Origin of the sequence: Parasphingomonas puruogangriensis, from assembly GCF_036663635.1 — a bacterium.
Taxonomy (GTDB): domain Bacteria; phylum Pseudomonadota; class Alphaproteobacteria; order Sphingomonadales; family Sphingomonadaceae; genus Sphingomonas.
This window is the reverse complement of record NZ_JAXOJI010000002.1, coordinates 515,343-533,429: the sequence shown is the minus strand read 5'-3', so window position 1 is coordinate 533,429 and position 18,087 is coordinate 515,343. Positions and strand designations below refer to the sequence as shown.

Below are 18,087 nucleotides of genomic sequence, written 5' to 3'. Positions count from 1 at the left end.
GACAGCGCTCACTTCAATGCCGCCGCATTCAGCAGCGTACCATTGGCGACCACCGCCGCCGCCGCCGCACGCACCTCGGGCGGTGACGCGATCAGCCCCTTGGCCGCCAGCGGCCCGTCCGGGTTCCACGCCGCGACATACGCCTTCAGGAACTTCGCCAGTCCCGGAATCGCCGTCAGATGCGCCTTCTTGACGTAGATGAACAATGGCCGCGATCCCGGATACTGCCCGGTCGCGATCGTCGCATAGGTCGGCGTCACGCCGTTCAGCGGCACGCCGTTCACATTATCGTGATTCTCTTCGAGATAGGAATAGCCGAAGATGCCGATCGCATTGGGATTGGATTGCAGCTTCTGGACGATCAGATTGTCGTTCTCGCCGGCGTCGATATAGGCGCCGTCTTCGCGGATGCGGTTGCACAAGGCGGCATAGCCATCCTTGTCGCTGTCCTTCAGCGCCGCCGCCTGCGGTGACACTTCGGCGCAGCCCTTGTCGAGGATCAATTCGGTCAGCGCGTCGCGCGTGCCGCTGGTCGAGGGCGGGCCGTAGACCTGGATCGGGGTGGCGGGGAGCGCTGGATCGATGTCGCGCCACGTGCGGTTGGTGTTGGGCTGGCCATTGGGGGCGGCGGCGAGCGCGCGGTAGATCTGGGCCGGGGTCAGCACCATCTTCGGCCCGTTCTTCGCCTCGGCAAAGGCGATGCCGTCGAGCCCGACCTGGATCTCGATGATATCGGTCACGCCATGCGCGGCGCAGCTTTTATATTCCGACGCCTTCATGCGGCGCGAGGCATTAACAAGATCGGGATGCGCCGCGCCCACGCCGTCGCAGAACAATTTCATCCCCGAGCCCGTACCGGTCGATTCGATCACCGGTGCCTTGGCGCCCGGCGTGGCGTTGACGAATTGTTCGGCCACGATCGTGGTGAAGGGATAGACGGTCGACGAGCCGACCGCGGTGATATGATCGCGCGATCCCGCACCGCCGCCGCTCGCCTGATCCGCACATGCGGAAACGCTGAGCGCGACGATCGACAATGCAAGGAACCTCAGCACGAAACAGCGTCTCCAGCGAAGGCGTATCGGCCCGGCGCGATCCGCCTAGCAGCGGTGAGGGGCTGCATTGTGACAGTTGAGTTGCGATTTTATGACAACGTTCAGGGTAGGGCTCACACAATTCGCTGTTCTCCTGCGAAAGCAGGAGCCCAGGAGTCGCAGGCGGTATGCTTTGTAATCCTGGGCTCCTGCTTTCGCAGGAGCACGGTTTACCGCCAGGGCCGTGGCATCAGACAGCCCGTCCGCCCGCCCCATGCGCCGGCAGCAGGATCGACACCGTCGTGCCGGTGCCGACCAGGCTGGTAATGTCGAGCCGCCCGCGATGCCGCTCGACGATATGCTTGACGATGGCCAGGCCCAGGCCGGTGCCGCCGGCCGCGCGGCTGCGGCCGGAATCGACGCGGTAGAAGCGCTCGGTGAGCCGCGGCAGATGCTCCGCGGCAATCCCTTCGCCGCGATCGGCGACGCTGAGGCGGATCATCCCCGCCTGATCCTGCAGCAGCCGCACCGTCACCGGCGCATCCTTGCGGCCGTATTTGATGCCGTTGCCGATCAGATTGTGCAGCATTTGGCTGAGCTGCACACGGTCGCCGGCCACTGGCGGCACGTCGTCCGCCAGTTCCAGGATCACCTCGCCCTTGGTGATCTCGCTGCGCACCTCCTCGATCAGGTCGGTCAGATCGACGGCCCGATCGGGCAGGCGATATTTCTCGGCTTCGATCCGGCTCAGCGAAATGAGATCTTCGACCAGGCGCTGCATGCGCCGCGCCTCGTCGTCCATGATCTTCAGGAAGCGGGCGCGGATCGCTGGATCGTCGCCGGCCTCTTCGTTGAGTGTTTCGATATAGCCGAGGATCGAGGCCAAGGGCGTGCGCAGCTCGTGGCTGGCATTGGCGACGAAATCGACGCGCATGCGCTCGGCGGCGTAATTGTTGGTCTGGTCGATCAACTGCACGATGCGCTGCCCGTCGCGGCCCGCCCCGACGCGCATCTGCCAGCGTTGGTCGAGCGTGCCGAGCCCGACCAGATCGATCGGCTCGGACACGCCGGGATCGAGCGGTCCGACCAGTCGTTCGGCGGCGGCGGGATGGCGGATCGCCATGCGCACATCCTCGCCGACGATATGCCGGCCGAGCAGCGCACGCGCCGGGGCGTTGGCCTGCGTCACGCGGCCGCCGGCGACGATCAGGATCGGCTCGACGATCACTTCGAGCACATCGTCCAGCCCCGGCGCGGGCAGCTCGATCGCCGCCGGCGGGTCGGCGGCGTCGGGCACGGTCTCGCTCGTGCCGGCTGCCGCCAGCACCGCGGCGATCCCGCCGACCAAGGTGACGAGGGTCGGCTGCACGTCATGACCGAGCAGGAACACGGCGACGGCGGCGATCGCGACGATGCCGATCGCGGTGAGTGTGCGAAGACCGAAACCATGAAACATCGGGACGATCCTTAATCCAATCGTGCTTAACCGGGCTAGGCCCGCTTGCCAGTTTCGGGCGATTATGAAAGGGCTAGTGCGATGAGCGACGACATTCCTTCCGCCTCGGCGCCCGCCGGCACCACGCGACGGCGCGCGCTGATGCTCGGCGCGGTCGGTGCGACGGCGGTTATTTCGATCCGCCCCGCGCTCGCCCAGACCAATGCCTCGGTGCTGACCTGCGAGATTCCGGTGCCCGATGCCGGGCGCGCCGGCTCGGCCATCGCCGCCGATGGCACGGTCGTACCGGTGGGCACGCCGGGATCGTTCCCGGCCAGCGGCCGGCCGTTCAAGGGGCAGGACGTCAAGAACGCGCTGGCCGGCGGGCAATTGCCCGGCACCGATTACGAAACCAGCCGCGCCTACACCAATTACATCCGCAAGCTGCAATCGGGCACCAGCGGCTTCACGTGCTTCGCCTCGCTGCAGATGCCGCGCGGCTGAGGCCGTGACGTTGTTTCGCGCGGCGCGCGTCGAGAGCCTGCGCGTCGCCTGGCTCGACGATTTCACCGTCGTCTATCACCGCCCTTCCGGCATCACCCATCTGCTCACTGCGCCGGCGCCGGAGATCCTCGCGATGCTGGGCGAGGCGGGGCTGTCGCTGCCCGAGCTGCAGGTGCGGCTGGCGGCGGCGTTCGAGCTCGGCGATGCCGATGGCGCGCTTGCCGCGCGGCTCGACGAACTGGTCGCGGCGGGCTTGGTCGAGGCCCAGATCGTGGACGCAGCGTGAGGCACGTCTTTGCGGTGCGTATCGGGCCGATCGGGTTTCGCGTCGGCGCCGATTGGCGCGCGCCGATCGCGCATCTGGCCGATCTCTACGCCGATTATCCCCCGCCGCGCGATGGCGTGCCCGATTTCACCGTGCGCCTGTTCGCGGCGCGGCCATGGCGCCGATTCATTCGCCCGTCGGTGATGATCGGCGGCGATTACGTGCTGCCCGAGGCCGCGCCACTGCCGCTGGCGCAAGGCCTGCTCGCGGCGGAGATGGGCATGAACCTGCAAATGGCGCTCGGCCAGCGGCGCTATCTGCTGCTGCACGCCTCGACGGTCGAGCGCGACGGTCGAGCGCTGCTGATGACCGGCCTGTCGGGCGCGGGCAAATCGACGCTGGCGGCGTTATTGTCGCGGCGCGGCTGGCGGCTGATGGGCGACGAATTCGCCTTGCTCGATCCCGCCACCGGGCTGGTCCATGCCTTTCCGCGGCTCGTCAGCCTCAAGAACCAGGCGATCGGCGTGGTCGAGCGCGCCGCGCCCGATGCGCGCTTCGGGCCCTTGCTGGCGGCGACGCCGAAGGGCGACATCCGTCATATGGTGCCCGATGCGGCGGCGGTGGCGGCGATGGGCGTGCCGGCGACGCCCGCGCTATTGCTGTTCCCCAGCTTCGGCTTCGATCCCGCTGAGCGTGTCGTTTCGTCCAGCGAAGCGTTCGTGCGGCTGACCCAGGCCTCGACCAATTACGTCGCCATGGGCGAACGCGGCTTCGACGCGCTGACCGGGCTGGTCGCGGCGGTGCCGGCCAGGGCGATCGACTATCCCGACACCGACAGCGCCATCGCGCAAGTCGAAGCGGCGTGGGCGGCGTTGTGAGGGTTAGCCCGCACATCATGCAGTGCTCCTGCGAAAGCAGGAGTCCAGAGTCACAGGTGCCGGCGCTTGCGGCCCTGGACCCCCGCTTTCGCGGGGGAACAGTTGTTGGCGACGGTGCGCCCAAATGAACGACGGCTGGCTCCTCGCCCGCGCCTTGCGCGATCCCGGCAGCACGCGCACGCTCGACGCGCACGGCTGGACCTACTTGCTCGCCATCGCCCGCGCCGAGCAGATGATCGGCACGCTCGCCTACCGCCTCGATCCTGTGCCCAAGCCGCCCGCCGTCGCGCAGATCCTGGCCGACGCGCGCGCATCGGCCGCTCACGGCCGCACGCTGGCGCTGTGGGAAGCCGAAGCCGCGCGCCGCGTGCTCCCGCTCGGCGTCCCGCTCGTCCTGCTCAAGGGCACCTCCTTCGTCGCCGCCGACCTCGAGGCGGGGGAGGGGCGCTCGATCGGCGATCTCGATATCCTCGTGCCGCATGCCCACCTCGCTGCGGTCGAGGCGGCGTTGCTCAACGCCGGCTGGGAATGGGTCAAGCCCGATCCCTATGACGACGCTTATTACCGGCGCTGGATGCACGAGCTTCCCCCGCTGATCCACCGCGACCGCGACCGCATGATCGACGTGCACCACACGATCCTGCCGCTCACCGCGCGCATCACGCCCGATGCGGCGGCGCTGCTCGACGATGCGGTCGAGGTCGCGCCGGGCCTATGGACGCTGTCCGCTGCCGACATGCTCGTCCATGCCGCGGCGCATCTGTTCGCCGATGGCGATCTCGCCGGCGGGATGCGCAATCTTTGGGACGTGCACTGTCTCGTCGCCGAACGCGGCACCGCGCGGCTGGCCGAGCGCGCGGCGCATCATGGGCTCGGCAAGGAGACGACCCGTGCGCTGCGCCTCGCCGCGGCGCTCTATGGGCAAGGCGTGTCGCCGACCGCCGCCGACCGGCTCTATCTCCGCCGGCTCACCGCGCGCGACGGCTGGGGCCGCGCCACCCGCCCGTTGACCCGCCAGGCCTTCTACATCCGCTCGCACTATCTGCGCATGCCCCCGGCCATGCTGCTGCGCCATCTTTGGACCAAATGGCGCAAGGGCGGCGCGGGCCCCGCTGCCGGCTGACCATAGCTGTCCCCAAGCTGACTGACGGGTTCAGCACGCCGACATGCGCCGCGCGGCAATAGTCCTCCTCATACACGGGATCAATTGAGGGAAGGGTCGCATCATGGCCAATAAACGCTGGACGGAAGAAGACGTCGAAGACTTGCGCGCGCGCATTGCCGCCGGGCACACCGTGCGCCAGATCGCCACCGGACTGGAGCGCTCGCAGGAAGCGACGCGCGCGCGGATGCAAATGCTTGGCCTGACCAAGCCGCGCCAGTTCCGCGCCGAGCGCCTGCCCGACGCTGCGCCCCGCGTTGCGGACTTTGCGGAACAATAGCCCCGCGGCACCGTTTCAGCGGCGTTATAAACAGGGAGAGTATCATGTCCGATTATCGCAACAACGAGACCGTCGTCGTCGAAAAGCGCCGTAGCGGTGGCACGACGATCGCGATCGTGCTGGTCGCCATCGCCGTCATCGTCGGCCTGCTGTTCGCGACCGGCTTCTGGAGCGCTGACATGAAGAAGGATGGCGCGCTGCCGGAAGTATCGGTCAAGGGCGGCGAACTGCCGTCGGTCGATCTCGATTCGAAGGAAGTCGTCGTCGGCACCAAGAAGACCGAAGTCGAAGTGCCCAAGGTCAAGACCGAGACCGAGACGGTCGACGTGCCGACCGTCGGCGTGAAGGACAATGGCGAGAAATAAGCCATTCGACCTCGCAGCGAAAAGGGCCTCCACCGCAGCGGTGGGGGCCCTTTGTTTGTCGATTGCCGGTTCGCCGGTATCATCTAGCTCCAGTGCCGACCATCCGGCCCTGCACAGCCATAAGGCGGCAGTTGATCCGGGAAGCGCTGCTGCATCTTATGGCAGCCCCAGCGCCGCAGCGGCCCCGGCGCATAGCCATTGAGCGCGATGCCGACCTCATCATACGGGCTCTCCGCGCGCGCGACATACATGTACCACCGCCCGCCAAACATCACGGCAGCACCGACGAGCACGACGCACAGGACTTGAACGATTTTCTGCATGGTGACCCTTTTCAAAAAAATGGAGCGGGCCCTTGGCAGATAAGGGGGATCGGGTTCAACCGTTAAGGGCTTTGTCGGCTGTGGCGGGAAACGCCCACTTCTCGCCGTTCAGAGCGTTACGGCGCTCGCCCGAAAGCCGCAGCTCGTTCAGCTTGAGAGTCCCCCAGCGTTGACCTAGCGCCACAGGTGACGCACTTTTTGAAGGTGATAACTCAATCCGTTCTTTTGTCTTCCGAACTAGTCACGGCGCTGGCCGAGGTTAGCGCTAAGCTGCGGGTCGGTGACGACGCTGCATCCTCGTTGAGCGTTGCACTTGATCTGCTTGCCCATTTGGACCCCGGTAACGTTGCTAGAGCGGACGGAGAGATCGCAGCCGCCGCTGGTCTTGATCGGCAACCGCCGCAGTCGCCGTTGGGCAAGATATTCTCCCCGCGTCCGAGTGGAGCTTCGCAGTTGCTCCGGACTCCGGGGCTCGAATATCTCTTCGTGTTCCATCGGGATGGCCGGCTCCGGGAGGCCGCGCTGCTCAAGATCACGGGAGGCTTGCCTAGCCCGTTTCTATTCGCCGCTGTCCTTTGGCGACTCAATGATTGGGCGGAACCTGTCCGACAAGCCGCTGCTCGATGTGCCAGCCGTTCGTTTCCTGTCACCAACCCAGCCGTCGTCGCGCGAACGGCAGCCGAACTGCTTGTTCGGCAGGCGAGCTGGCGCAGATGGCAGGAAGAGCGGTCAATCCTAGACGAAGTGTTTGGCCGCAGCGATGTGGCAGCTGAACTGGCGAACCTGATGGCTGCCGCAACGACGGGTCCGCAGGCCTCAACGCTGCAGTACGCTCTTCGCACACCAGTGCTCGACCAGTATTTGGAGCAGCTTGCCTTCGATGCGACACAGCCAGCAGTACGTGCGATGGCCCTAAGAACGTTGATCGACGGCAAGGCGGAATGGCCGTCTGGCGCCGCGTGGCGTTGGATCGACAAATCTATGGGGCTGCGGCGTCGAGAGACGGTTTTCAACCACCGCTCCCTAATAATAGCTCCGTCTCGCGCCGTTCTTATCAAGCACGGCGTCAGGGACAAATCGGCAGCTGTGCGGAGGGTCGCGCTTACCGGTGTCATCCGGCACATGCTCGGAACCGAAGAAGCTCGAGCCTTCGCGGAACCCCTCCAATTTGACCGATCATCATCGGTCCGAGAGAAGGCTGAGTTCATCCTCCGACACGAAAAAACTTAGCGCACCTTCGAGCTCAGCCTACTGGTATCGACTGTCGAATCCGAACGTCAGCTTTCCAATATTCCAACTCAAAACCCGCCTTTCCGCTCACCACCAACTACAGTCCTTCCTGCAGGCGCCGATGCGCCAAGTATTCGGTCGCTACCCGAACGACTGAGTGCCGGTGGCTCATACTGAAATCTTGCTTTCGGCGGGCGCTGCGTGTGCCACGGGCCGCCTTCGCCGCTGCGCGAGGCCTAAGCCGCCGCGCCAGTCTGGAGTGCGGGAGGCTAGGCGGCGCCCAATCGTTCCAGCGTCGGGATCAGCTCGGCATAATGGTCGATGATCGCATCCGCGCCGAGCTCCTCTATCGGTTGATGGACAAAGCCGAAGCTGACCGCGACGCCGGGGATGCCCGCATTGTGCGCCGCCATGATGTCGTAGATCGAATCGCCGACGAACGCCGCCCGCGTCACGCCGATCTCGCCGCCCAGGCGGCGGATCATCTCGTCGATCGGCGCACGGTTGGGTTTGGACAGGCCCTTGACCCCCATCATCCGGTCTAGCGTGTCCCCGCCGATCAAGGTCGCGAAGCGATCGAGCAGGCCGAGTTCGGTGAGCAGCTTGCGCGCCATGCTCTCGAACTTATTGGTCACGATCGCGACCTTGACGCCCAGCGCGTCGAGCCGGTCGAGCGCGTCCAGCGCGCCGGGATAGGGCCGCGACTGCACCGCGATATGCGCCTCGTACCGCGCCAGCATGCTCTTGTAGAGCGGACGGAACTCGTCCGGGGCGTAGCCGCCGGTCGCCTCGAGCCCGAGCGTGAGCATGTGCTTGGCGCCGCCGCCGATCATGGTCTTGACCTGCTCTACGCCGAGCGCCGCTCGGCCGGCGGCGACGAGCGTGTGATTGACCGCGGCGGCCAGGTCGCCGGACGTATCGATGAAGGTGCCGTCCAGGTCGAAACCGACGATCGCGAAGGGAAAATTGCTCATCGCCGGTCGGCGTGCCAGCATTGCTATGGAATTGGCAATGCTTTGGTGGCAGGCGGCGGGGCGATGGGAGACCCGATGACCGCCCGAGAAACACCGATTGCTGCGATCATCCTTGCCGCGGGCAAGGGCACGCGGATGAAATCCGATCTGCACAAAGTGCTCCACCCGATCGCCGGGCGGCCGATGCTGCTGCATCTGGCGGCGGCGGTGGCGGCGCTGGGCGCGGAACGCACCGTGGTGGTGACCGGCGCAGGGCGCGAGCAGGTCGAGGCGGCGGTCGCGCCGCTCGGCATCGCCACGGCGCTGCAGGCCGAGCAATTGGGCACGGCGCATGCCGTGTTGCAGGCGCATGCGGCTTTGGGCGATTTTGCCGGCGACGTGCTGATCCTGTATGGCGACGTACCGCTGGTCAGCACGGCTACAATGCGCCGCATGCTCGATACGCTGCAGGGCGAGGACGCGCCGACCGCGGTGGTGCTCGGCTTCCGGCCGGAGGCGCCGGGGGCCTATGGCCGCGTCATCGCCGATGGCGCGGGTCGCATCGCCAAGATGGTCGAGGCCAAGGACTCGACGCCGGCCGAACTGGCCGAGACATTGTGCAATTCCGGCCTGATGGCGGTGCGCTCGGCCGATCTGTTCCGGTTGCTGGCGTTGGTCGGCAACGACAATGCGGCCGGCGAATATTATCTGCCCGATATCGTCATGCTGGCGGCGGGCGAAGGGCGGACGTCGATCGTCATCGAAACCCATGCCGACGAGGTCGCCGGCGTCAACAGCCGCGGCGAGCTCGCCACGGTCGAGGCCTCGTGGCAGGCCCGGCGGCGGGTCCGCGCAATGGCCGACGGCGCGTCATTGCTCGCGCCCGATACGGTGTGGTTCGCGTATGACACGGTGGTCGGCCGCGACGTGGTGATCGAGCCCAACGTGTTCTTCGGACCCGGGGTGACGATTGCCGACGGCGCGGTGATCCACGGCTTCAGCCATATCGCCGGCGCGACGATCGGCGCTGGCGCGGAGGTCGGGCCCTATGCGCGCCTGCGCCCCGGCGCGGTGCTCGGCGCCCAGTCCAAGGTCGGCAATTTCGTCGAGATGAAAAAAGCGGTGCTGGGGGTCGGGGCCAAGGCCAGCCACCTGACCTATCTTGGCGATGCCGAGGTGGGTGCCGGCGCCAATATCGGCGCGGGCACGATCACGTGCAATTATGACGGCTTCTTCAAGGCCAAGACGGTGATCGGCGAGGGCGCGTTCATCGGCTCGAACAGCGCTTTGGTCGCGCCGGTGACGATCGGCGCCGGCGCGATCGTCGCCGCCGGGTCGGTGGTGACGGCGGATGTCGATGCGGACGCGTTGTGCCTGGTGCGGCCTGCGCAGACCGCGAAACCCGGCTGGGCCAAGCGCTTCCGCGCGGCGATGGCGGCGAAGAAGGCTGGCAAGTGATATCGGCTGGTGATATCATGCCGCCATGCGCACCTTAGTCGATTTGCCGGACGATGATGTTGCCTGGCTCGACGCCGCCGCGCGGGCGGGAGGCAAGTCTCGCACCGCGATCGTCAGAGAGGCGATCGCCGCTTTTCGTCATGCCGAGGACAAGACCGAGATGGAGCAGTATTTCGGCTTGTGGGAACGGCATGGATCGCGGGTCGATGGGCTTGCCTATGAGCAAGAGTTACGCGACGAGTGGCCCAGCGTCGGCACGCCTGCCGGGGCGACCAGGTCGGACGCAGCGTGAGCGAACGGTTCTTCGACACCAATATCGTCATCGACGTGCTTCATGACCGCCCCGTCGCCTGGGCCGAACTGCGTCTGGCGACGCGGTCCTGGATCAGCCGCATGACCTGGATCGAGGTCATGTCCGGCGTGCCAGATGCTGCCGGCGCGGATACGGAACGTTTTCTCGGGCTGTTCGCGATGTGCGAGATCGACGAGGATATCGCCCGTCGTGCTGCGGCGCTCCGCCATCAGCGGCGCGGGCTGAAATCCCCCGATGCAATCATCCTTGCCTCGGCGCAGGCCAATGGCCGCATCCTCGTGACGCGTAATACCAAGGATTTCCCGGCCGAGATGCCGGGTATCCGCATTCCCTACACTCTTTAGACGGCGGATCAGATATGTGCGGCATCGTAGGAATTCTCGGGCAAGGTCCCGTGGCGGATCGCTTGCTCGACGGGCTCAAGCGGCTTGAGTATCGCGGATATGATTCATCCGGCATGTGCACCGTGCATAACGGCGCGTTCGATCGCCGCCGCGCTCCCGGCAAGCTGATCAACCTCGCCCAGCGTCTGGCGGAAGACCCGCTCCCCGGCAACAGCGGCATCGCGCACACGCGCTGGGCGACGCATGGCGCGCCGACCGAGGACAATGCCCATCCGCACATCGTCGGTGACGTCGTGCTGGTGCACAACGGCATCATCGAGAATTTCAAGCCGCTGCGCGACGAGCTGATCGCCGAGGGCCGCCAGTTCCAGTCGCAGACCGATACCGAAGTCGTCGCGCATCTCGTCGACCGCGAACTCGCGCGCGGGTTCAAGCCACGCGAGGCTGTGGCCAACGTGCTGCCGCGCCTGCATGGCGCATTCGCGCTGGGCGTGATGTTCAAGTCCGAGCCGGATCTGCTGATCGGCGCTCGGCTTGGCGCGCCGCTTACCGTCGGGTATGGCAGCCAGGAGCATGGGGGTGAAAATTTCATCGGCTCGGACGCGCTCGCGCTGGCGCCGCTGACGCAGCGCATCGCCTATCTCGAGGAAGGCGATTGGGCCGTCGTCACCCGCGCGCACGTGCAAATCTACGACAAGAATAATGACATGGTCGAACGTCCAATCGTCAATTCGGGCGCCTCGGGCCAGCTGATGGACAAGGGCAATCACCGCCACTTCATGCAGAAGGAGATTTACGAGCAGCCGGTGGTCGTCGCGCAGACCCTGCGCTCCTATCTCCGCCCGCTCGAAGAGCAGGTCGCCTTGCCCGACATGGAGTTCGATCTGGCGGGTGTCGAGCGCGTCGCCATCGTCGCCTGCGGTACGGCCTATTATGTCGGCATGATCGGCAAATACTGGATCGAGCAGCTCGCCCGCATCCCGGTCGAGATCGATTTCGCCAGCGAGTTCCGCTACCGCGATCCGGTCTTCACGCCGAACATGCTCGGCATCGTCATCTCGCAATCGGGCGAAACCGCCGACACGCTGGCGGCGCTGCGCCACATGAAGGAATCGGGGCTCACGACGGGCGGGATAATCAACGTGCCGACCAGCAGCATGGCGCGCGAGGTCGATCTGCTGCTGCCCACCCATGCCGGCCCCGAAATCGGCGTCGCCTCGACTAAGGCGTTCACCTGCCAGTTGGCGGTGATGGCCGCGCTGGCGGTCAATCTTGCCCGCGCCAAAGGCAAGCTCAGCCGCGAGGAGGAGCGCGAGATCGTGCATCACCTGCGCGAAGTGCCCGAGGCGATGAGCCATGCGCTCGGCCACGATGCCGAAATCGAGGCCATCGCGCCGAAGATCGCGGCGGCGCGCGACGTGCTGTATCTTGGCCGCGGCCCGGAATATCCCATGGCGCTGGAAGGCGCGCTCAAGCTCAAGGAAATTAGCTATATCCATGCCGAGGGCTATGCTTCGGGCGAGATGAAGCACGGCCCGATCGCGCTGATCGACGAGCACGTGCCGCTAATCGTCATCGCGCCCTCGGGCCCGCTGTTCGACAAGACGGTGAGCAACATGCAGGAAGCCCAGGCGCGCGGCGCGCAGGTCGTGCTGATCTCGGATGCCGAGGGCATCGCCCAGGCTGGCGAGAACACCATCGCCACGATCGAGATGCCCAAGGTGCATCCGCTGATCGCGCCTCTAGTCTATGCCGTGCCGGTGCAGTTGCTCGCTTATCACGTTGCCGTGTTTAAAGGCACGGACGTGGATCAGCCGCGCAACCTCGCCAAGTCGGTCACCGTCGAATGATCGAGCGGGTGTCCGCCAACGCCGCGTTCGGCGGCACGCAAGGCGTGTACCGCCACGCGTCGCGCGCGACCGGCACCGACATGACCTTCTCGGTCTATGTCCCGCCACATGCGCCCGGCGCCAAGCTGCCGGTCTTATGGTACCTGTCCGGCCTGACCTGTACGCACGCCAATGTCACCGACAAGGGCGAGTATCGCGCCGCCTGCGCCGAAGCGGGCGTCATTTTCGTCGCGCCGGATACGAGCCCACGCGGCGATGACGTTCCCGATGACGAGGCCTATGATTTCGGCAAGGGCGCGGGCTTTTATGTCGATGCGACGCAGGCGCCGTGGTCGGCCAATTTCAGGATGCGTTCGTACATCGAGGACGAGCTTCCCGCGCTGATCGCGGCGGACTTCCCCGGCGACATGGCGCGCCAGGGCATCACCGGCCATTCGATGGGCGGCCACGGCGCGCTGACCATCGGTCTGCGCAATCCGGAGCGCTTCCGCAGCGTCTCCGCTTTCGCCCCAATCGTTTCGCCGCTCAATTGCCCCTGGGGCGAGAAGGCGCTCGGTGGCTATCTCGGCCCCGACCGCGCGGCGTGGCGCGAATACGACGCCTGCGCGCTGATCGAAGACAGCGCGCGCGTCCCCGATCTGCTCGTCGATCAGGGCGATGCCGATCAGTTTCTCGCCGAGCAACTCAAGCCCGAACTGCTGCGCGCCGCCTGCGCCGCCGCCGGCATCGATCTCACGCTGCGCCTGCAGCCGGGTTACGACCATAGCTACTATTTCATCTCGACCTTCATGGCCGATCACGTGCGCTGGCACGCCGAACGGCTGGCGCGCTGATGGAGCGCTACGACGTCGTCATCGTCGGCGCCGGCCATGCCGGCGCGCAGGCGGCGATCGCGCTGCGCCAGGCGAAGTTTGCCGGCAGCATCGCCATGATCGGCGACGAACCCGAATTGCCCTATGAACGCCCGCCGCTATCGAAGGATTATCTCGCCGGCGACAAGCCGTTCGAACGCCTGCTGATCCGCCCGCCGGCCTTTTGGACCGAGCGCGACGTGACGATGCTGCTCGGCCGGCGCGTCACCGCGGTCGATGCGGCCGCGCGCACCGTATCGGTCGGCGACACCGCGATCGGCTATGGCCGGCTGATCTGGGCCGGCGGTGGCAGTCCGCGGCGGCTGAGCTGTAGCGGCCATGATTATGCCGGCGTCCACGGCGTGCGCACCCGCGCCGATGTCGACAAATTGATCACCGAACTCGCCACCACGAAGCATGTGGTGGTGATCGGCGGCGGCTATATCGGGCTCGAGGCGGCCGCCGTGCTGACCAAGCTCGGCAAGCACGTCACCGTGCTCGAAGCGCAGGACCGCGTGCTCGCGCGTGTCGCCGGCGCGCCACTGTCGCGCTTCTACGAGGCCGAACACCGCGCACACGGCGTCGAGATCCGGCTCGGCGTGACGGTTGATCTGATCGAAGGTGCTGCCGACAAGGTCACCGGCGTGCGCCTCGCCGATGGCGCGATCGTGCCCGCCGACATGGTCATCGTCGGCATCGGCATCGTTCCCGAGGTCGCCGCGCTCATCGCCGCGGGCGCCGAAGGCGGCAACGGTGTCGCGGTCGATCGCCATTGCCGCACCAGCTTGCCCGATATCTACGCGGTCGGCGATTGCGCGCTGCACGCCAACGACTTCGCCGACGGCTTGGCCATCCGGCTCGAATCGGTGCAGAATGCCAATGATCAGGCGACCTGCGTCGCCAAGGCGATCTGTGCCGCCCCCGGCGAAGAGCCGCAGCCCTATCATGCCATTCCGTGGTTCTGGTCCAACCAATATGATCTCAAGCTGCAGACCGTCGGCCTGTCGATCGGCTATGACCAGACCGTGCTGCGCGGCGACCCTGCCGCGCGCAGCTTCTCGCTCGTCTATCTCAAGGCCGGCAAGGTCATCGCGCTCGATTGCGTCAATGCCACGCGCGATTACGTGCAGGGCCGGGCACTGGTGCTGGCCGGCGCGTCGCCCGATCCGGCGCGCCTCGCCGATCCCGGGCAGGTGCTGAAGGAGCTCGCATGACGGCGCCGTCGATCACCCCGTTGATCGCCGGGATCGAACTGGGCGGCACCAAGTGCAATCTGATCCTGGCCAGTGGCCCCGACGACATTCGTGAGGAAGTCCGCATCCCGACGACGACGCCGGGCGAGACGCTGGGCAAGATCGAAACGGTGCTCGATCGCTGGTCGGGCTATCGGGCGCTCGGCATCGCCAGTTTCGGCCCGGTGTCGATCGACGCGCACGCCGCCGATTACGGCTTCATCACCGCCACCACCAAGGCCGGCTGGTCCAACACCGATGTCGCCCGCCGGCTCGCCGCGCGCGCCGGCGTGCCGACCGCATTCAACAGCGACGTGGCCGGCGCAGCGCTGGGCGAGGGCAAGTGGGGCGCGGCGCGGGGCCTGGCCGATCATGCCTATATCACCGTCGGCACCGGCGTTGGCGTCGGGCTGGTGATGCGCGGCGAGCCGACCAGCGGCATGACCCACCCCGAACTCGGCCACATCCGCCCCACGCAACTGCCTAACGACGCCTGGGGCGGCATCTGCAGCTTTCACGGCGCCTGCGTCGAAGGGCTCGCCTCGGGCCCGGCGATCGAGGCGCGCACCGGCATCCGCGCGCCGGATCTGCCCCTCGATCACCCGGTGTGGGTCTCGGTCGCGCACACGCTGGCGCAATTGCTCCACACGTTGGTGCTCACCGGCATCCCGCGCCGCATCGTCATGGGCGGCGGCGTGATCACCGGCATGCCGCATCTGTTGCCAATGATCCGCGAGCGGCTGGTGGCGAGTCTCGGCGGCTATGGCGCGACCGGGTTGATCGCGCCGGTCGAGCAATTCGTGGTGCCCGCCGCGTTGGGCAACAATGCCGGGCCATTGGGGGCGATTGTGCTCGGGCAGCGGGCGTTGGGTTCCGCTACCCTATCCTAAGCCCTTCCCCGGCGAAGGCCGGGGCCCAGGCGTAGCGCAGCAGTTGGCTGGCGTTGCGCGTCGTTACCTCCACCTTCGCGACTGGGCCCCGGCCTTCGCCGGGGAAGCGCTAAAAAAGGAGAAGTGAAGGAGAGACGCCTACAACGGCAACACCGCCTGCTCGCCAGCCTCATCCCCCTTCTCCTGGATCGCCGACAGCGTCAGCCCCAGCAGTCGCACCCCCGGGGTCACCGGCAGCAACGCCTCCAGCAACACCATGCCGGCGGCCAGGAACGCCGCCCGATCCGCCACCGGCATGCCCGACGATCGCGCCCGTGTGATCGTCCGGAAATCGGCATAGCGAACCTTCAGCGTCACCGTCCGCCCCTGCGCGCCGCTCCGCTCGATCCGCACCCACGCCGCCTCCGCCACGCGCTCCAGCGCCGCGAGCAAGTGGGCTCGCTCGGTCAGATCCGCATCGAACGTCCGCTCCGCCCCGACCGACTTTACCGCGCGGTCGACCCGCACCGGGCGATGGTCCACGCCCCGCGCCGCGCCGAACAGATAGTCCGCGCTGCTGCCGAAATGCCCGCGCAGCATCTCGATCGGCTGGGCGCGCAGGTCCGCGCCGGTCAGGATGCCGAGCCGTTCCATCTTCGCTGCGGTCACCGGCCCCACGCCGTGGAACCGCCGCACCGGCAATCCGGCCACGAACGCTGCGCCTTTCGCCGGCGGGATGACGCAGACGCCGTCCGGCTTGTTCTGGTCCGACGCCAGCTTGGCGATGAACTTGTTGTACGACACGCCGGCCGATGCGGTCAGCCCGGTCTCCGCCTTGATCCGCGCACGGATCTCCTCGGCGATGGCGCGCGCGGAGCCCAGGCCACGCACATCCTCGGTCACGTCGAGATAGGCCTCGTCGAGCGACAGTGGCTCGATCAGCGCAGTATAATGGGCAAATACGGCGCGGATCTGCTGGCTGATCGATCGATACACGTCGAAACGCGGCGGCACGAACACCAGATCGGGGCAGCGCTTCAGCGCGGTGACCGAGGGCATGGCCGATTTCACCCCGAACGTCCGCGCCTCGTAACTCGCCGCTGCCACCACCCCGCGCGCCTGCGCACTGCCCACCGCCACTGGCTTGCCCTTGAGGCTGGGATCGTCGCGCTGCTCCACGCTCGCGTAGAATGCGTCCATGTCGATATGGATCACCTTGCGCTGGGGAGGGGGATCGTCGGCCATGCTGGTATCGGCATAGGCTTGGCCGTGCACACACTCTAGCCGATATCATCTCACTCCGCCTCCTACCCGTCACCCCGGACTTGTTCCGGGGTCCACTCTGCGGCTTCCGATACCGGTGCGGCCTATCTTCGCGCCGGCGGCCCGATGGACCCCGGAACAAGTCCGGGGTGACGAACAGGGGGGCGCTCGCGTCGCAGCAGCTTCCGTCACCCGCTCGTCACTTTCGACTTGATCGGCGCGGGGCGTGCCGCTAGGCGCTCCCACCTGCAATGTTGTCGGGGCGTGGCGCAGTCTGGTAGCGCACTGGTCTCGGGGTCCAGGGGTCGTAGGTTCGAATCCTATCGCCCCGACCATTGCAGGGTACACCCCGAACGCGACCGCGCCGACGTTCGCTTGGCGAAGAGGCATCGCGCATGTGCCCGCTCGAACTGCTGGCCGCCTTGCTCGTGCTGATCAACGTGGCGCTCGTCGCGCGGCGCAGCGTATGGAATTACGCTTTCGCGATCGCCGGCGTCGCGCTGTACGCCTTGGTGTTCTACCAGGCGAAATTGTACAGCGACATGCTGCTGCAGGGCTTCTTCCTGGTCATCAACCTGTATGGCTGGCGCCATTGGTCGCGCTCGCTGGCGACCGCCGGGCGGGTCAGCGTGTCGCGCCTGACGCCCGCCGCCCGCGCCGTGTGGCTCGCCGGTATCGCGCTCGCCACCTTTGCCTGGGGCAGTGCGATGCACCGTCTCACCGACGCCGCCTTGCCCTTCGTCGATGCCGGCATCGCCATGACCAGCATCGTCGCGCAGATCCTGCTGTCGCGCCAGAAGCTCGAGAATTGGCTGTTGTGGATCGCGGTCGATCTGGTCGCCATCGGCGTCTACGCGGCGCGCGATTTGCGCGTGACGGCGTTGCTCTACGTGCTGCTGCTGGGCATTTCGATCTGGGGCCTGATCGACTGGCGCCGCGCCGAGCGCGCGGCGTGACTCGCACGATCTGCCTGCACGGGCCGGAAAGCACCGGCAAGTCGACGCTCGCGCCGCGCCTCGCGCGCGCGCTGGGCGGTGCGGTGGTCGACGAATATGGCCGCACCTATGCCGAGCAGCACGGCGTGGATTTCACCATGGCCGATCTGGTGACGATCGCGCAGACGCACGACCGGCTGACCCGCACGCTGATCGCCAGCGGGATCGATCCGCTGATCATCGACACCGATCCGCTGATGACCGCGGTGTGGGCCGACATGCTGTTCGGCCGGCGCGACCCGTGGTTCGACGCCTGGGACAATACCGCCGATCTGTACCTGCTGCTCGATATCGACCTGCCGTGGATCGAGGATGGCACGCGCCTGTTCGGCACGGTCGCGGCGCGGCAGCGTTTCTTCGATCTGTCCAAGGCGGAGCTGGAGCGGCGCGACGTGCGCTGGGCGCTGGTCGGCGGGCAAGGCGCGGCGCGCTACGCCAATGCGCTGGCGGCGGTGAGGGCGGCGGGGCTGGGCTGACGTTTGT

21 protein-coding genes and 1 tRNA gene are annotated in these 18,087 nt (G+C 66.8%); 17 read left to right on the top strand and 5 right to left on the bottom strand.

Going from position 1 to position 18,087, the window contains the following annotated elements:
* Positions 1-8 precede the first annotated feature (8 nt).
* Together U1739_RS08065 and U1739_RS08060 are read right to left on the bottom strand one after the other, a co-directional pair.
* Positions 9-1,052, bottom strand: coding sequence for a substrate-binding domain-containing protein (locus tag U1739_RS08065; RefSeq protein WP_332706598.1), 1,044 nt, complete (start codon positions 1,050-1,052; stop codon positions 9-11).
* Between the two features lie 232 nt (positions 1,053-1,284).
* Positions 1,285-2,490: an ATP-binding protein gene (locus U1739_RS08060; protein ID WP_332706235.1), complete on the bottom strand. Its 1,206-nt coding sequence runs from the start codon at positions 2,488-2,490 to the stop codon at positions 1,285-1,287.
* 81 nt (positions 2,491-2,571) lie between these two features.
* On the opposite strand from U1739_RS08060, the gene U1739_RS08055 reads away from it, so the two are divergent.
* The 6 genes from U1739_RS08055 to U1739_RS08030 all read left to right on the top strand — a co-directional run bounded on the left by U1739_RS08055 (position 2,572) and on the right by U1739_RS08030 (position 5,923).
* On the top strand, positions 2,572-2,973 hold the full coding sequence (locus tag U1739_RS08055; protein WP_332706232.1) for a hypothetical protein: 402 nt from the start codon (positions 2,572-2,574) through the stop codon (positions 2,971-2,973).
* Between the two features lie 4 nt (positions 2,974-2,977).
* On the top strand, positions 2,978-3,259 hold the full coding sequence (locus U1739_RS08050; RefSeq protein ID WP_332706229.1) for an HPr-rel-A system PqqD family peptide chaperone: 282 nt from the start codon (positions 2,978-2,980) through the stop codon (positions 3,257-3,259).
* A complete protein-coding gene (locus U1739_RS08045) occupies positions 3,256-4,116 on the top strand; it encodes an HprK-related kinase A (protein ID WP_332706226.1) in 861 nt (286 codons plus the stop codon). Before U1739_RS08050 ends, U1739_RS08045 begins: the two co-directional genes overlap by 4 nt.
* Before the next feature lie 124 nt (positions 4,117-4,240).
* A complete protein-coding gene (locus tag U1739_RS08040; protein WP_332706223.1) occupies positions 4,241-5,239 on the top strand; it encodes a nucleotidyltransferase family protein in 999 nt (332 codons plus the stop codon).
* A 103-nt stretch (positions 5,240-5,342) separates the two neighbouring features.
* Positions 5,343-5,558, top strand: coding sequence for a hypothetical protein (locus U1739_RS08035; protein ID WP_332706220.1), 216 nt, complete (start codon positions 5,343-5,345; stop codon positions 5,556-5,558).
* 44 nt (positions 5,559-5,602) lie between these two features.
* On the top strand, positions 5,603-5,923 hold the full coding sequence (locus tag U1739_RS08030; protein ID WP_332706217.1) for a hypothetical protein: 321 nt from the start codon (positions 5,603-5,605) through the stop codon (positions 5,921-5,923).
* 83 nt (positions 5,924-6,006) lie between these two features.
* On the opposite strand, the gene U1739_RS08025 is transcribed toward U1739_RS08030, so the two are convergent.
* Positions 6,007-6,246 carry a hypothetical protein gene (locus tag U1739_RS08025; protein ID WP_332706214.1) on the bottom strand — a complete coding sequence of 80 codons (240 nt, stop codon included), beginning with the start codon at positions 6,244-6,246 and terminating at the stop codon, positions 6,007-6,009.
* Positions 6,247-6,432: 186 nt separating this feature from the next.
* On the opposite strand from U1739_RS08025, the gene U1739_RS08020 reads away from it, so the two are divergent.
* Positions 6,433-7,476, top strand: a complete 1,044-nt coding sequence (locus tag U1739_RS08020) for a hypothetical protein (protein WP_332706211.1) — start codon at positions 6,433-6,435, stop codon at positions 7,474-7,476.
* Positions 7,477-7,745: 269 nt separating this feature from the next.
* On the opposite strand, the gene U1739_RS08015 is transcribed toward U1739_RS08020, so the two are convergent.
* The gene (locus tag U1739_RS08015; RefSeq protein ID WP_332706208.1) at positions 7,746-8,450 is read right to left on the bottom strand and encodes an HAD hydrolase-like protein; all 705 of its coding nucleotides are present in this window, start codon (positions 8,448-8,450) and stop codon (positions 7,746-7,748) included.
* A gap of 75 nt (positions 8,451-8,525) precedes the next feature.
* Here U1739_RS08015 and glmU point away from each other — a divergent pair, with 75 nt between their 5' ends.
* Genes glmU through U1739_RS07980 form a run of 7 tightly spaced genes read left to right on the top strand, consistent with a single transcriptional unit; the run spans position 8,526 to position 15,367 of the window.
* A complete protein-coding gene (gene glmU / locus U1739_RS08010; protein WP_332706205.1) occupies positions 8,526-9,887 on the top strand; it encodes a bifunctional UDP-N-acetylglucosamine diphosphorylase/glucosamine-1-phosphate N-acetyltransferase GlmU in 1,362 nt (453 codons plus the stop codon).
* A 25-nt stretch (positions 9,888-9,912) separates the two neighbouring features.
* Entirely contained in the window at positions 9,913-10,179 is a 267-nt protein-coding gene (locus tag U1739_RS08005; protein ID WP_332706202.1) for a ribbon-helix-helix protein, CopG family, read from the top strand.
* Positions 10,176-10,544, top strand: a complete 369-nt coding sequence (locus U1739_RS08000; protein WP_332706199.1) for a type II toxin-antitoxin system VapC family toxin — start codon at positions 10,176-10,178, stop codon at positions 10,542-10,544. The genes U1739_RS08005 and U1739_RS08000 overlap by 4 nt, the downstream gene beginning before the upstream one ends.
* A gap of 14 nt (positions 10,545-10,558) precedes the next feature.
* Complete coding sequence (gene glmS / locus U1739_RS07995; RefSeq protein ID WP_332706196.1) at positions 10,559-12,394, top strand: glutamine--fructose-6-phosphate transaminase (isomerizing); 1,836 nt, start codon at positions 10,559-10,561, stop codon at positions 12,392-12,394.
* A complete protein-coding gene (gene fghA / locus U1739_RS07990) occupies positions 12,391-13,227 on the top strand; it encodes an S-formylglutathione hydrolase (RefSeq protein WP_332706193.1) in 837 nt (278 codons plus the stop codon). The genes glmS and fghA overlap by 4 nt, the downstream gene beginning before the upstream one ends.
* Positions 13,227-14,459 (top strand): NAD(P)/FAD-dependent oxidoreductase, encoded by a 1,233-nt coding sequence (locus tag U1739_RS07985; RefSeq protein ID WP_332706191.1) that lies wholly within the window; start codon positions 13,227-13,229, stop codon positions 14,457-14,459. Before fghA ends, U1739_RS07985 begins: the two co-directional genes overlap by 1 nt.
* Positions 14,456-15,367, top strand: coding sequence for an ROK family protein (locus U1739_RS07980; RefSeq protein ID WP_332706188.1), 912 nt, complete (start codon positions 14,456-14,458; stop codon positions 15,365-15,367). The genes U1739_RS07985 and U1739_RS07980 overlap by 4 nt, the downstream gene beginning before the upstream one ends.
* 138 nt (positions 15,368-15,505) lie before the next feature.
* Here U1739_RS07980 and dinB read toward each other — a convergent pair whose 3' ends face one another.
* The gene (dinB, locus tag U1739_RS07975; RefSeq protein ID WP_332706595.1) at positions 15,506-16,591 is read right to left on the bottom strand and encodes a DNA polymerase IV; all 1,086 of its coding nucleotides are present in this window, start codon (positions 16,589-16,591) and stop codon (positions 15,506-15,508) included.
* Between the two features lie 276 nt (positions 16,592-16,867).
* Here dinB and U1739_RS07970 point away from each other — a divergent pair.
* The 3 genes from U1739_RS07970 (at position 16,868) to U1739_RS07960 (ending at position 18,080) form a co-directional block, all read left to right on the top strand.
* Positions 16,868-16,944: transfer RNA gene (locus tag U1739_RS07970), tRNA-Pro, on the top strand.
* 60 nt (positions 16,945-17,004) lie between these two features.
* On the top strand, positions 17,005-17,565 hold the full coding sequence (gene pnuC / locus U1739_RS07965; RefSeq protein ID WP_332706185.1) for a nicotinamide riboside transporter PnuC: 561 nt from the start codon (positions 17,005-17,007) through the stop codon (positions 17,563-17,565).
* Entirely contained in the window at positions 17,562-18,080 is a 519-nt protein-coding gene (locus U1739_RS07960) for an AAA family ATPase (protein WP_332706182.1), read from the top strand. Before pnuC ends, U1739_RS07960 begins: the two co-directional genes overlap by 4 nt.
* Positions 18,081-18,087 lie beyond the last annotated feature (7 nt).